Consider the following 13,427-nt stretch of genomic DNA (forward strand, 5'->3'; position numbering starts at 1 on the left):
CTCGGCACTGGCTAAAGTCAATCGAACCCATTGTGGAAGTGTTCTTCATGAGTCTTGTTGCACTGTTGAACCAGTGGCCGTTCAGCGCCACCGATTGGTTGGTGGTGGAGCTGGGTGTGGCCCTGGCCTATATCGTCTTCGGCGTGGCGGGTTTCGGCACGGCGCTGCTGGCGGGGCCGATCCTGATCCTGTTTATGCCGCTGTCGAAAATCGTCCCCCTGCTGGTGCTGCTGGATTTTGTCGCGGCCTTTGGCAATCTGCTGCCTTCGCGCAAGGATGTGGCCAAACCCGAATTGCTGCGGTTGCTACCCTGCATGGCGGTGGGCTGCACCCTGGGGGTGATCTTCCTGTTGAATCTCAAGTCCGACATCCTGTTGCTGCTGATGGGTTTGTTTATCAGCGCCTATGCGGTCTACAGCCTGTTGGTGAAGGTGCGGCCGACGCAACTGGCCGTCGGGTGGGCGGTGCCCATGGGCACGGTGGGCGGGATGTTCGGCGCACTGTTTGGCAGTGGCGGCTTTCTTTATGCGATCTACCTCAACAGCCGCTTGCCCAAGGACGCGGCCCGAGCCACGCAAAGTGCGCTGATCAGTTGCAGCACGGTGGTGCGTCTGTCGCTGTTCGTGATCGCCGGGGTCTATGCCGAGCTACCCTTATTGATGTTGGCGCTGTGTTTGCTGCCAGCGATGGCGCTGGGCCTCTGGATCGGCAGGCGTTTGACCCGCCGGCTGTCGCGTGAAGCCTTCGTGCGCCTGGTGACCTGGCTGGTGCTGGCCAGTGGGATTGCCCTGATCACCCGTTACTTCAGCACTTGACCTCGGGGTTTCAGGGATTAAGCTGCCGGGTCGCAAACGCTCCAGGCCGTACCCATGAATTCGCAAAGCATCATCGTCCCGAAGATTTCCACCTTGCCGGTCCACGAAGCCCGGGCCCGGGCCATCGTGCGCTGGCTGGTGCGCAAGAACATCGTCGAGGAACAACTGAGCACCTGCGGGCGCACCGGCAACCGCATGGCCCACGCTATTGCCCCGGGCGCCGCCAGCGTGGTCCTGCACCCCGATGCATTGCCGTTCCACGAGCCGATCAACGGCCTGGAGATCGTCACCAAACGCTGCATCTATACCCCGGCCAAGGGCTTTCTCGAAGAGGCGGGCTGCGCCGAGTGCCGCAAGGAAGTTGGCGAGGCGTTGTTCGACAGCCTAGAAGACTGGATGCCGGGGCGCACCGAGAACTTTATCTGCCCGCTGTGCGGTCATGAAGACGATATCAACGGCTTTCTGTTCCTGCAGGAGTGCGCTTTTTCCAATCTGGGCTTTATCTTCAACAACTGGGCTGAAGCCGGCTTCAAGCAGAGTTTTCTCGACGAGTTCGCCGACTGGCTGGATCAGCCGGTAGCCTGGGTGAAAGTGCAGCTTTAAATAAGCCAAGGTTTACATTGAGCCCAGGGGTCCATCTGAGTATAATGGCGCGCTTCCATTTTCCCGCTCGGGAGCCCCCGCGATGCTGCGTATCAGCCAAGAAGCTCTGACCTTCGACGACATTCTCCTAGTGCCCGGTTATTCCGAGGTACTCCCTAACGAAGTCAGTCTCAAGACCCGCCTTACCCGTGGCATCGAGCTGAATATTCCGCTGGTTTCCGCCGCCATGGACACCGTGACCGAAGCCCGTCTGGCCATTGCCATGGCCCAGGAAGGCGGTATCGGCATCATCCACAAGAACATGACCATCGAGCAGCAAGCTGCCGAAGTGCGCAAGGTCAAGAAGTTCGAAGCCGGCGTGGTCAAGGACCCGATCACCATCGAGGCCGATGCCACGGTGCGTGAACTGCTCGAACTGACCCGCATGCACAACATCTCCGGCGTGCCGGTGCTGCATGACGGCGACCTGGTCGGTATCGTCACTTCCCGTGACGTGCGTTTTGAAACCCGCATGGATGTCCCGGTTCGTGAAGTGATGACGCCTAAAGAGCGCCTGGTCACGGTCCGCGAAGGCGCCAACAAGCACGAAGTCCGCGATTTGCTGCACAAGCACCGTCTGGAAAAAGTGCTGATCGTCGACGACAAGTTCGCCCTCAAGGGCATGATGACCGTCAAGGACATCGAAAAATCCAAGGCTTACCCGTTGGCCAGCAAGGACGACCAAGGTCGTCTGCGTGTCGGCGCCGCGGTCGGCACCGGTAAAGACACCGCTGATCGCGTGGCCGCACTGGTCAATGCCGGTGTCGACGTGGTGGTGGTCGACACCGCCCACGGTCACTCCAAAGGCGTGATCGACCGCGTTCGCTGGGTCAAGCAGAACTTCCCGGAAGTCCAGGTGATCGGCGGCAACATCGCCACCGGCGCGGCCGCCAAGGCCCTGGCCGAAGCGGGCGCGGATGCGGTCAAGGTCGGTATCGGCCCTGGCTCGATCTGCACTACCCGGATCGTTGCCGGTGTCGGCGTACCGCAAATCAGCGCCATCGCCAACGTCGCCGCCGCCCTTGAAGGCACCGGCGTACCCTTGATCGCCGACGGCGGTATCCGGTTCTCCGGTGACCTGTCCAAGGCCATCGTCGCCGGTGCTTCCTGCGTGATGATGGGCTCGATGTTCGCCGGTACCGAAGAGGCTCCGGGCGAAATCGAACTGTTCCAGGGCCGTTCCTACAAGGCTTACCGCGGCATGGGTTCGCTGGGGGCGATGTCGCAATCCCAGGGTTCCTCCGACCGCTACTTCCAGGACTCCTCCGCGGGTGCCGAGAAGCTGGTACCGGAAGGCATCGAAGGGCGCGTACCCTACAAGGGCTCCCTGAGCGCCATCGTCCATCAACTGATGGGCGGCCTGCGTTCCTCGATGGGTTACACCGGCAGCGCCGACATCGAAGAAATGCGCACCAAGCCTGAATTCGTGCGTATCACCGGTGCCGGCATGGCCGAATCTCACGTTCACGACGTGCAGATCACCAAGGAAGCTCCAAACTATCGCGTAGGTTGATAGTGATCGCCTCCTGGCCGAGGTCGGGAGGCGATTGACGAATTTGAACCGGGGCTGTTGATGACAGCCCCGTGTTGTTTCTGATTTCACAGACGAGAATGACTCATGGCCCTCGACATTCACGCCCACCGCATCCTGATCCTCGACTTCGGTTCCCAGTACACCCAGCTGATCGCCCGCCGCGTGCGTGAAATCGGCGTGTACTGCGAACTGCATCCGTTCGACATGGACGATGAAGCGATTCGCGAATTCGCTCCCAAAGGCGTCATCCTCGCCGGCGGTCCCGAGTCCGTGCACGAAGCCGACAGCCCGCGCTGCCCGCAAGCCGTGTTTGACCTGGGGGTTCCAGTCTTCGGTATCTGCTACGGCATGCAGACCATGGCCGAGCAGTTGGGTGGCAAGGTCGAAGGTTCCGAGTTGCGTGAGTTCGGTTACGCCCGTGTCGATGTGGTCGGCAAGAGCCGCCTGCTGGATGGCATCGAAGACCACGTCGACGCCGACGGCCTGTTCGGCCTCGACGTCTGGATGAGCCACGGTGACAAGGTCACCCGGATGCCGGCCGACTTCCATGTCCTGGCCAGCACCCCGAGCTGCCCGATTGCCGGCATGTTCAACGACGACCTGGGTTATTACGGTGTGCAGTTCCACCCGGAAGTGACCCACACCAAGCAGGGCGGCCGCATCCTGTCGCGCTTCATCCTCGATATCTGCGGCTGCGAAGCACTGTGGACGCCGTCGAAGATCGCTGAAGACGCCATCGCCAACATCCGTGCCCAGGTCGGCACCGACAACGTCCTGCTGGGCCTGTCCGGCGGTGTGGACTCCTCGGTGGTGGCTGCATTGCTGCACAAGGCCATCGGCGACCAACTGACTTGCGTCTTCGTCGACAACGGCCTGCTGCGCCTGCACGAAGGCGAGCAAGTGATGGCCATGTTTGCCGAAAACATGGGCGTCAAGGTGATCCGCGCCAACGCCGAAGAGCAGTTCCTGAACAACCTGGCCGGCGAGTCCGATCCGGAGAAGAAGCGCAAGATCATCGGTCGCACCTTTATCGACGTGTTTGATGCCCAGTCCAACAAGCTGGACAACATCAAGTACCTGGCCCAGGGCACCATCTACCCGGACGTGATCGAGTCGGCTGGCGCGAAAAGCGGCAAGGCCCATGTGATCAAGTCCCACCACAACGTGGGTGGCTTGCCGGAAGAGATGAACCTCAAGCTGGTCGAGCCGCTGCGCGAGCTGTTCAAGGACGAGGTCCGTCGCCTTGGTCTGGAGCTCGGCCTGCCGTACGACATGGTCTACCGTCACCCGTTCCCGGGCCCGGGCCTGGGCGTGCGGATCCTCGGTGAAGTGAAGAAGGAGTACGCCGACCTGCTGCGTCGCGCTGACCATATCTTTATCGAAGAGCTGCGCAAGGCCGACTGGTACCACAAGGTCAGCCAGGCGTTCGTGGTGTTCCAACCGGTGAAATCGGTGGGTGTGGTCGGTGACGGCCGTCGTTACGCCTGGGTCGTGGCCCTGCGTGCGGTGGAAACCATCGACTTCATGACCGCCCGTTGGGCGCACCTGCCGTACGAGCTGCTGGAAACCGTCAGTGGCCGGATCATCAACGAGATCGAAGGCATCTCCCGCGTCACCTACGACGTGTCGAGCAAGCCGCCGGCGACGATTGAGTGGGAGTAACCAGTACCTGTAACCAGGGTGCCGGACGCGCGGCTTGAGGGTCGCGCGTTATCTCCTTGAAATGGGTTCCGATTAGGTAAGAAGCAAAGGCTTACTTGATAAAACCTTTGATCGCCGCAATCGTCGGCACCGGCGCCTCTTCCATCAGCCAGTGACCCGCATCGGGAATCACCACTTCGGTGACATCGGTGGCGGCATTGCGCATCACGATGGCTTCGTTCGCGCCGAAGGACTTGGCGCCCCCTATTGCCAGCACTGGCATGTTCAGCTTGTTACCCATCACCTTCTGGTTCTGCTCCGCGTCCTGGTTGATACTCAGGAACTGCGCGAATGCCGAATGCATTGCACCTGGGCGAGCATAGAACCGGGTGTAGTGCTGGCGGGTCGCTTCGTCGATTTTCGCGGGATCGCCGGCGAACTCGTTCCAGAATCGATCCAGATAAATGCGTTCGCGACCAGCAACCAAACGTTCGGCATCCTTCCCTCCGAAGTTGAAATGCCACAGCGCAGGCATCCGTACGATCTGGTCCCACGGCGGGATACCCGGTACCGGGGCATCCATCACGACCAAACGGTCAGTCTTGTCCGGGTAGCGAGCGGCATAGGCGTAGGCGACCATGGTGCCGATGTCATGCCCGACAATCGCGGCATGGTCGATCCCCAGCTTGCCCAGCACGGCGCGGATATCCGCCGCCTGGTTCCATTTGTCGTAACCCCCTTCAGGATGAGACGACAGCCCCATGCCACGCAGGTCGGGTACGACCACGGTATGGGTCTTGGCCAGCTCGGTCGCCAGTGGAGACCACATATCGCCGGTGTCACCGAAGCCGTGGATCAGTACGACCGCTGAACCTTGTCCGCCACTCACGACATGGAGGGTTGCGCCGTTGGCTTGAATCTCTTGGGCGTGGAATGACTTGGGGAATGGCCGGACTTCGGCGGCTGCCGGCAGGGCCAGAGCCAATGCGATTGCAGTCGCGGCAAAGTATTTGAGCATGATGGACTCCTAACCCTGCGGGGATGGCCACTTGGCGATCACTGTTAGCCCGAGGGAGTGACGCCAGTGTGGCCCTGGGCAATTTGAAGGAGTAGCCTTCGAATTCCTGATCAGGATTTCGGAAAAACCGAACAATCATGAAGCTCGATGGAATTGCGACCTTTGTGATGGTCGCCGAATGCAAGTCTCTGACTGAAGCCGCTCTCAGGCTCCGTGTATCCCGATCCGTGGTGAGCGATCGAATTGCCGAGCTCGAAAAAGAGCTGGGCACCAGCCTGCTTCAGAGAACGACTCGCAAAATTTCAGTGACTGAAGACGGGCATGAGTTTCTGGGGCGCGCAATCCGAATTGTAAAGGAGGTCGAGGAGGCGTCAGCCGCCATGTCCAAGCGTCGGGACACGCTTTCCGGCTCGCTGCGGATCTCGGCCCCTGTGACATTTGGGCGAATGCATCTTGGGCCGGCCTTGTACCCCTTTATGGCGCAGCACCCGGATATACAGATCACGCTGGATTTGAATGATCGTCGGGTGGACCCCTCCGCTGACGGGTTTGACGCCATCGTGCGGCACGGCGTGATCCAGGATCGCTATCTTGTGGCCTGGACGTTGGCCACCAGCCGGCGTGTCCTTGTAGCGTCGCCGGAATACCTGGCGCGCAATGGCAAGCCGACCACGCCTGCTGAGCTGGAAGGGCATCGAGGTATTTTCTACTCGAATCGCGGTGGTGCGGATTGGCGTTTCATGCAGCAAGGACACACCCTCATCGTCCATGGGCGGTCCGATTTGGTGCTCAACAATGGGGACCTGATGCGGGATGCGGCGGTGGCCGGTCTGGGCATTACCTTGCTGCCGCAGTTTATTGTCGGCGAGGCCCTCAAGGCCGGCTCCCTGGCGAAAATCGATATCGGCATAGAGGCTGAGCAGGAGTTCATCTATATCGCACATCCTGACGGTCAGCATCCCTCGGCGAAGCTCAGGGCACTGGCGGACTGGCTTCGTGAGGCATTTGGGAGCCCGCCCTATTGGGACGCGGTTTGAATCGATAACAAATGTGCATCTGTCGTTGAAGAGCTGTGGGGGGGTAACAAATTCCTGTGATTGGGTAGCCTTTTGACGGCTACCCCCCACTGCTTTTTGAAAGTCTCGGTGCCTCCTGTGTTTACTTGCCCTGCAGCAGCAAGCCGAGCGGGGCGAGTGGACCGACGTGCATCAACTCATACTCGGCAAAACCGCCCGCCGTCAGTGGCAGCGATTCCACCGCCGCCTTGGCCTCTTCGAGAGTTTCGACGTTCATGAGGAAGATCACCCCGGGCTTGTCCTGGCGGAACCAGAACTGTTCGATCTTGCCGTCGAGATAGAGCTTGAGCGTAGCCGGTACTTCGCTCGGCATGATCTGCTGGCGTTGCTCCGGGGTGAGTGGCTGGTTGATCGAGGCGATGGCTAGGACTTTCATGTGTATCTCCTGGATTGACGTTCATTGCGTTGCGCAATGGAGAGCACAGTAGTCCTCGCCGGCCAAAAACCTTATCATCACAAATGACAACTTTATGGTCATTTACGCCATGCGCATTTCAGTCCTCGCTCTTGATGGATTATTCGATACCGGGCTCGCGGTGACGCTCGATTCGCTCCGGGCGGCGAATGGGCTCGCGTCCCTCCTGACGGGCGGAGCACCGCGTTTCGAGGTCTCAACCGTCGGCGTGAACAAACGGGTGCGCTCCGGCCAGGGCTTCACGATTCCCGTACAAGCCATCACGCCGGATCTGAAGCCGGATTGGGTGATCGTGCCGGCACTGAATACGATCACTCCGGATCGGCTGATCCCCGCCCTTGATCGGGCCGATGTGAAACGGGCCATGGCGCAACTGCGCACCTGGCACAGCGAAGGCGTACGGATTGCCGCGGCCTGTATCGGTACCTTCCTGCTGGCGGAGGCCGGTCTGCTCGATGATCGGCAGGCGACGACGACCTGGTCGCTGGCGCCGCTGTTTCGGCAACGTTATCCGCGGGTGCTGCTCGACGAGTCGCGTATGCTCGTGCCCACGGACATCGGTGTGACCGCTGGCGCCGCAATGGGCCATCTCGACCTGGTCCTCTGGTTGATCCGCTCGGCGAGCCCGGAGTTGTCGGCCCTGGTTTCACGTTACCTGCTGGCCGATATTCGTTCGCTGCAGGCGCCTTACATCATCCCCAACCATCTGGCCCAGGCCGATCCGTTGATCCAGCTGTTCGAACGCTGGGCCCGCGATCATCTGAAGGCCGGCTTTTCGTTGCAGGAAGCGGCGAGTGCGCTGGCGGTCAGTACACGGACTTTGCAGCGTCGTTGCCAGGAAGTGCTGGGCAAGTCACCGCTGGCCTATTTTCAGGATCTGCGGGTCGAACGCGCGCAATCGCTGCTGCATGGCAGTGGGCTCGACATTGAAGCGATTGCCACCGAAGTCGGTTACGAAGACGGAGCCACGCTACGTACGCTCTTGCGCCGACGACTCGGGCGCGGCGTGCGTGAGCTGCGTGCTGATTTGCGCTGACGGCCCGTATACGAAACAGCGTTCATCCGGCCTTCGCAACACCTCGTAAATACCTCGCTCAGCCTCGACGCCATCCCTCCCTACACTCAAGAAACCGGCACTGAATTGAAGTGCCGGGAGTGTCATTTTTTGTCGATAAATGGATTTGGTTGTCAGTTGACAACCTATGCGCTTGGAGCAAGACTGGAGGCTATGGATGGCTAGAGCAAGACACCCGATCAAGGAGATCGAGAAGGTTCTGCGTCATGCAGAGGAACTTGGCTGGCGAATCAAGGTGGGCGGTTCGCATGCCTGGGGCAGGATGTACTGCCCGCTTAACAGTGGGCTGTGTCGTTGCCAGGATCACTGTATTACCAGCATTTGGAGTACGCCGCGTAATCTGGTCAGCCATGCCTGCAACTTGCAGCGGGTGGTTGATGGCTGTGTCATCAATCACGCCAATGGCGATCCCCGAATCGCGTCACCCAAGGAGTAGAACCATGGAGTATGAATTCACCCTGAGGTACCAGCTCTCGGAACAGAACAACGATCCGGATGTATTGATCGAGCTCTTGTATGAGTGCGGTTGCGATGACTCGCTGATCGGCTGCGGAATCCCTGGAAGGCTGGCGCTGAAGTTCTCCCGAGACGCCGACAGCGCCGCTCAGGCATTGCTTAGCGCTTTGCAGGACGTCAAGCGCGCTATCCCCGATGCGCGTCTCATAGAGGTTGTGCCCGACCTGGTCGGCCTTTCGGATATAGCCGATATCGTCGGCGTTTCGCGGCAGAACATGCGCAAACTCATGCTCAGTCATGGGGCTTCATTTCCGTTGGCGGTCCACGAAGGCAGCGCTTCGGTCTGGCACCTGGCGGAAGTCCTGGGCTGGCTCGAAGGTCGGGGCTATGACCTTGAGCCCCGAATGATTGAAACCGCGCAGGTGGCCCAGGATATCAATCTCACGAAAGCCTCCAGCAAGCTTGGGGCGGTCAACCCCGAGTGGCTGGCGCTGGTGCTGTGAGCCATGGCAGGGCGCCGACTCAGCGTCTTGCCACGTCGGAAAAGTAGAACTTGTCCAGGGTGTGCCGCGATTCGGTGTATTCAAACTGCCGGCCATCCTGCAGGAACGTCTGGTTCTTCACCACGATTACATGACTGGCCCCATCCAGGTCCAGGTGCAGCAGGTCGTCCCGGCTGCAGCGGGCCGCCTCGATGGTGCGCTGGGCGAAGCTGATGCTCAGTTGCAGGGTTTTTTCGATGTAGGCATAGATCGACTGTTCGGCGATTTCCCGGGTCAGGCCTGGGATCCGGTCGGCGACGAAATAGTTGATGTCGAGAATGATCCGCTTGCCGTCGATGCGCCGCACCCGCTTGATGCGAATCACCGGGCTGCCCGGCTCGGCGTCCAGGCGCTCCTGAAGCGAACCCTCAAGGGCGATCTCGCTGAACTCCACCACTTCGGTGCTGATATTGCTGCCAAGGCTGGAATGGGCCTCCTGGAAGCTGACGATGCCGCCCAATTGAAACTCGATCGGGCTGCGGGACAGCACGAAGGTGCCCTTGCCATGGATCTTCTGCGCGAAACCGCGCTCCTGCAATTGCTCGATGGCCTTGCGCACGGTGCCCCGGCTGGCCTGGTAGCTTTCCATCAGTTCGGTTTCCGACGGCAGCCGGGCGCCTTTTTCCAATTGCTCTGTGGTAATGCTGGCAAGCAGATCACTGTAGATCTGGTTGTATTTGCTCATGCTGGTCGCTCTGGATCGAAAGTACTCGCCAACAGGGTAGCCGACGCGATGTCCTGGGACCTTGAACCTTAAGGGCAGGTCGAAACTTTGTCCATTTGTCGGATCTTTTACCGATAAACCCCAAACTCGTCTGTACGAGTTATTGCTTTAACTCGTACAGACGAGTATTTTTCATTCCTGTGTGCTGGCAACACCCTCCAATAACAAGAACCAGTGGAAGAAAAGCATGAGCCACGACTATCCGAATATCGCCCGCGAGCTGCTGCAAGGCCTCGGTGGCGCTGAAAACCTCGAGCAGGCCGCTCACTGTGTCACCCGTCTGCGCCTGGCCCTCAAGGACCCGAGCCTGGTCGACAAGGCCGCGCTGGCCAATATCGACCTGGTGAAAGGCACTTTCTTCACCGGCGGCTTGTTCCAGATCGTTATCGGCCCGGGGGAGGTTGAGCGTGTCTACGCCGCCTTGCGCGAAATCACCGGGCTGGCCGCCTCGACCATCGCCGACGTCAAGCAGAAGGGCGCTGACAAAACCAACGCCATGCAGCGTCTGGTGCGGGTGTTCTCCGATGTGTTCATGCCGATCCTGCCGGCGCTGATCATTGCCGGCCTGCTGATGGGGGTGAACAACCTCATGGGCGCCAAGGGCATGTTTATCGAGGGCAAGACCTTGCTCGAGGCCTACCCGTCGCTGGACGGCGTGTGGAGCTTGATCAACCTGATGGCCAACACCTCCTTCGTGTTCCTTCCGGCCCTGGTCGGCTGGTCGGCGGCCAAGCGCTTTGGCGGCAGCGAAATCCTCGGCATCGTGCTCGGCCTGATGCTGGTGCACCCCGACCTGCTCAACGCCTGGAACTACGGCAAGGCGGTCGCCGGCCTGGACGGCCAGAGCCTGCCGTACTTCAACATCTTCGGCTGGTTCCGGATCGAGAAGGTCGGCTACCAGGGCCAGATCCTGCCGATCCTGATGGCCGCCTATGTCATGAGCGTGATCGAGAAATGGCTGCGGGCGCGGGTGCCGAATGCCATTCAATTGCTGGTGGTGCCCATCACCACCATCGTCGTCACCGGCGTGCTGGCCCTGGCGGTCATCGGTCCGGTGACCCGTCACCTGGGCATCCTGATCACCCAGGGTGTGGTCATGCTGTTCGATGTGGCGCCGGTGCTCGGCGGCGCGATCTTCGGCCTGCTCTACGCGCCACTGGTGATCACCGGCATGCACCACATGTTCCTCGCGGTGGACTTGCAACTGATCGCTACCCAGGGCGGCACCTTCATCTGGCCGATGATCGTCATGTCCAACCTGGCCCAGGGCAGCGCGGCACTGGCGGTGTTCTACATGAGCCGCAATGCACGGGACCGCAGCATGGCGTCGACCTCGGCGATCTCCGCCTACTTCGGCATCACCGAGCCGGCGATGTTCGGCGTCAACCTGCGCTACAAGTTTCCGTTCTATGCCGCGCTGATCGGTTCGGCACTGGGCAGCATTTTCCTCTCGCTGAACAAGATCCAGGCCTCGGCCATCGGCGTCGGCGGCTTGCCGGGCTTCATCTCGATCATTCCGCAGTACATCCCGATGTTCATCGTCGGCATGGGCATCGCGATGGTCGTGCCGTTCGTGCTGACTTGCGGGTTGAGCATGAAGATCATCCGGCCCGGCTACCGCGTCGCCTGAGCCGGAACTGTATAGGAAGCAGGGCTTGCGAACGCGGTATCTGTAGGAACTGAGCTTGGTTCGACGGCGTTCCGACGAAGGCGGCTGTGAGGACGCTAAAAGCTTCGCGGGCAAGCTCCGCTCCCACACAAGCTCTGCTCCTACAGGTTCGCGGTGTTCATGAGGCCGCAGGCTCAAGTTTACTGAAAGTATCAGGAGTACCCATGCAAGACTGGCAGCGTTCGGTGATCTACCAGATCTACCCGAAAAGTTTCTACAGCCACTCAGGCCAGGCCACCGGCGATCTGCTAGGGGTGGTCGACAAGCTCGACTACCTCAAGTGGTTGGGCGTCGATTGCCTGTGGATCACGCCGTTCCTGCGCTCGCCGCAGCGCGACAATGGCTACGACATCAGCGACTACTACGCCATCGATCCGAGCTACGGGAGCATGGCCGACTGCGACCTGCTGCTCGCCGAAGCCGGCAAGCGTGGCATCAAGTTGATGCTCGATATCGTGGTCAACCACACCTCGATCGAGCACGAATGGTTTCGCCAGGCCCGCAGCAGCCTCGACAACCCATACCGCGACTTCTACATCTGGCGCGACCAGCCGAACAACTGGCAGTCGAAGTTCGGCGGCAATGCCTGGGAGTACGAGGCCCAGACCGGCCAGTACTACCTGCACCTGTTCGACCACACCCAGGCCGACCTGAATTGGGACAATCCCAAGGTGCGCCAGGAAGTGTTCAAGATGATGCGTTTCTGGCGTGACAAGGGCGTCGGCGGTTTCCGCCTGGACGTGATCAACCTGATCTCCAAGCCCGCCGACTTCCCCGAGGACGCCAGCGACGGTCGTCGTTTCTACACCGACGGTCCGAACGTGCACGACTACCTGCAGGAAATGCACCGCGAAGTCTTCGAGGGCCATGACCTGATCAACGTCGGCGAAATGTCCTCCACCAGTCTTGCGCATTGCATTCGTTATTCGAATCCGGAGTCCCGCGAACTGTCGATGACCTTCAACTTTCACCACCTGAAGGTCGATTACCCGAACATGGAGAAATGGGTCCGCGCCGATTTCGATTTCCTCGAACTCAAGCGCATCCTCTCCGACTGGCAGACCGGCATGCAGGCCGGTGGCGGCTGGAATGCACTGTTCTGGTGTAACCACGACCAGCCGCGGGTGGTCTCGCGCTTCGGTCATGAGGGTGAATACCGGGACGTCTCGGCGAAGATGCTCGCCACCGCGTTGCATTTCCTCCAGGGCACCCCGTACATCTATCAAGGTGAAGAACTGGGGATGACCAATCCGGGCTTCGAGTCCATCGGGCAGTACCGCGATGTCGAAACCCTGAACATCTATCGGCTCAAGCGCGAAGCCGGCGAGTCCGAAGCCCTGGGCATGGCGGCGATCATGCAAAAGTCCCGGGACAACGGGCGCACGCCGATGCAATGGAGCGCCGGGCCGAATGCCGGTTTCAGCAGCGCGCAGCCCTGGATCGAGGTGCCGGCGAACGCCGCGCTGATCAACGTCGACAAGCAGTTCGACGATGCCAGCTCGGTGCTGCATCACTACCGGGCCCTGGTCAGCTTGCGGCGCAACGAAGCGCTGATGGTGGACGGCGTCTACCGCCAGTTGCTGCCCGAACATCCACGGGTCTGGGCCTACGTGCGGGAAGGCCAGGGTGAACGACTGCTGGTGGTGAACAACTTCTATGCCGAGCCTTGCGCAGTCGAATTGCCCGAAGGCGTTTTCATCGACGGCCAGAGCCAGCGCCTGGTGATCGGCAACTACGACGACGGCTTGCCGCGTAGCCGACATCTGTCACTGAAACCTTACGAGTCCTTTGTGTTGCACCTGTCAGAAAAGTAAGACGTT

At 60.3% G+C, this 13,427-nt stretch carries 12 protein-coding genes; 9 read left to right on the forward strand and 3 right to left on the reverse strand.

What is annotated here, in order from left to right:
• Positions 1-47 precede the first annotated feature (47 nt).
• The 4 genes from AC07T0_RS08555 to guaA all read left to right on the forward strand — a co-directional run bounded on the left by AC07T0_RS08555 (position 48) and on the right by guaA (position 4,653).
• Positions 48-815 carry a sulfite exporter TauE/SafE family protein gene (locus tag AC07T0_RS08555; protein ID WP_495000739.1) on the forward strand — a complete coding sequence of 256 codons (768 nt, stop codon included), beginning with the start codon at positions 48-50 and terminating at the stop codon, positions 813-815.
• A 54-nt stretch (positions 816-869) separates the two neighbouring features.
• Positions 870-1,418 (forward strand): sugar ABC transporter ATPase, encoded by a 549-nt coding sequence (locus AC07T0_RS08560; RefSeq protein ID WP_495000740.1) that lies wholly within the window; start codon positions 870-872, stop codon positions 1,416-1,418.
• Between the two features lie 82 nt (positions 1,419-1,500).
• Positions 1,501-2,970, forward strand: a complete 1,470-nt coding sequence (gene guaB / locus AC07T0_RS08565) for an IMP dehydrogenase (protein WP_495000741.1) — start codon at positions 1,501-1,503, stop codon at positions 2,968-2,970.
• Positions 2,971-3,075: 105 nt separating this feature from the next.
• Positions 3,076-4,653 (forward strand): glutamine-hydrolyzing GMP synthase, encoded by a 1,578-nt coding sequence (gene guaA, locus AC07T0_RS08570; RefSeq protein ID WP_495000742.1) that lies wholly within the window; start codon positions 3,076-3,078, stop codon positions 4,651-4,653.
• A gap of 91 nt (positions 4,654-4,744) precedes the next feature.
• On the opposite strand, the gene AC07T0_RS08575 is transcribed toward guaA, so the two are convergent.
• Positions 4,745-5,650 carry an alpha/beta fold hydrolase gene (locus AC07T0_RS08575; protein WP_495000743.1) on the reverse strand — a complete coding sequence of 302 codons (906 nt, stop codon included), beginning with the start codon at positions 5,648-5,650 and terminating at the stop codon, positions 4,745-4,747.
• Between the two features lie 137 nt (positions 5,651-5,787).
• Between AC07T0_RS08575 and AC07T0_RS08580 the strand changes: the two genes are divergently transcribed.
• Entirely contained in the window at positions 5,788-6,687 is a 900-nt protein-coding gene (locus tag AC07T0_RS08580) for a LysR family transcriptional regulator (RefSeq protein ID WP_495000744.1), read from the forward strand.
• 121 nt (positions 6,688-6,808) lie between these two features.
• Here the strand turns inward: AC07T0_RS08580 and AC07T0_RS08585 are convergent, their stop codons facing one another.
• Complete coding sequence (locus AC07T0_RS08585; protein WP_495000745.1) at positions 6,809-7,102, reverse strand: hypothetical protein; 294 nt, start codon at positions 7,100-7,102, stop codon at positions 6,809-6,811.
• A 109-nt stretch (positions 7,103-7,211) separates the two neighbouring features.
• Between AC07T0_RS08585 and AC07T0_RS08590 the strand changes: the two genes are divergently transcribed.
• Positions 7,212-8,177, forward strand: coding sequence for a GlxA family transcriptional regulator (locus AC07T0_RS08590; RefSeq protein WP_495000746.1), 966 nt, complete (start codon positions 7,212-7,214; stop codon positions 8,175-8,177).
• Positions 8,178-8,656: 479 nt separating this feature from the next.
• Positions 8,657-9,175, forward strand: a complete 519-nt coding sequence (locus AC07T0_RS08595) for a helix-turn-helix transcriptional regulator (protein WP_495000747.1) — start codon at positions 8,657-8,659, stop codon at positions 9,173-9,175.
• Positions 9,176-9,194: 19 nt separating this feature from the next.
• On the opposite strand, the gene treR is transcribed toward AC07T0_RS08595, so the two are convergent.
• Entirely contained in the window at positions 9,195-9,899 is a 705-nt protein-coding gene (gene treR, locus AC07T0_RS08600) for a trehalose operon repressor (protein ID WP_495000748.1), read from the reverse strand.
• 226 nt (positions 9,900-10,125) lie between these two features.
• On the opposite strand from treR, the gene treP reads away from it, so the two are divergent.
• Both treP and treC read left to right on the forward strand, forming a co-directional pair.
• Positions 10,126-11,568 carry a PTS system trehalose-specific EIIBC component gene (gene treP / locus AC07T0_RS08605; protein WP_495000749.1) on the forward strand — a complete coding sequence of 481 codons (1,443 nt, stop codon included), beginning with the start codon at positions 10,126-10,128 and terminating at the stop codon, positions 11,566-11,568.
• Positions 11,569-11,771: 203 nt separating this feature from the next.
• Positions 11,772-13,421, forward strand: a complete 1,650-nt coding sequence (gene treC, locus AC07T0_RS08610; protein ID WP_495000750.1) for an alpha,alpha-phosphotrehalase — start codon at positions 11,772-11,774, stop codon at positions 13,419-13,421.
• The last annotated feature ends 6 nt before the right edge of the window (positions 13,422-13,427 follow it).

The sequence above is a fragment of the Pseudomonas sp. GW821-FHT04D07 genome, from assembly GCF_059420225.1.

Coding starts and splice junctions, on each gene's coding strand:
- AC07T0_RS08555 (WP_495000739.1), top strand. CDS start 48: ATGAGTCTTGTTGCACTGTTGAACCAGTGGCCGTTCAGCGCCACCGAT.
- AC07T0_RS08560 (WP_495000740.1), top strand. CDS start 870: ATGAATTCGCAAAGCATCATCGTCCCGAAGATTTCCACCTTGCCGGTC.
- guaB (WP_495000741.1), top strand. CDS start 1,501: ATGCTGCGTATCAGCCAAGAAGCTCTGACCTTCGACGACATTCTCCTA.
- guaA (WP_495000742.1), top strand. CDS start 3,076: ATGGCCCTCGACATTCACGCCCACCGCATCCTGATCCTCGACTTCGGT.
- AC07T0_RS08575 (WP_495000743.1), bottom strand. CDS start 5,650: ATGCTCAAATACTTTGCCGCGACTGCAATCGCATTGGCTCTGGCCCTG.
- AC07T0_RS08580 (WP_495000744.1), top strand. CDS start 5,788: ATGAAGCTCGATGGAATTGCGACCTTTGTGATGGTCGCCGAATGCAAG.
- AC07T0_RS08585 (WP_495000745.1), bottom strand. CDS start 7,102: ATGAAAGTCCTAGCCATCGCCTCGATCAACCAGCCACTCACCCCGGAG.
- AC07T0_RS08590 (WP_495000746.1), top strand. CDS start 7,212: ATGCGCATTTCAGTCCTCGCTCTTGATGGATTATTCGATACCGGGCTC.
- AC07T0_RS08595 (WP_495000747.1), top strand. CDS start 8,657: ATGGAGTATGAATTCACCCTGAGGTACCAGCTCTCGGAACAGAACAAC.
- treR (WP_495000748.1), bottom strand. CDS start 9,899: ATGAGCAAATACAACCAGATCTACAGTGATCTGCTTGCCAGCATTACC.
- treP (WP_495000749.1), top strand. CDS start 10,126: ATGAGCCACGACTATCCGAATATCGCCCGCGAGCTGCTGCAAGGCCTC.
- treC (WP_495000750.1), top strand. CDS start 11,772: ATGCAAGACTGGCAGCGTTCGGTGATCTACCAGATCTACCCGAAAAGT.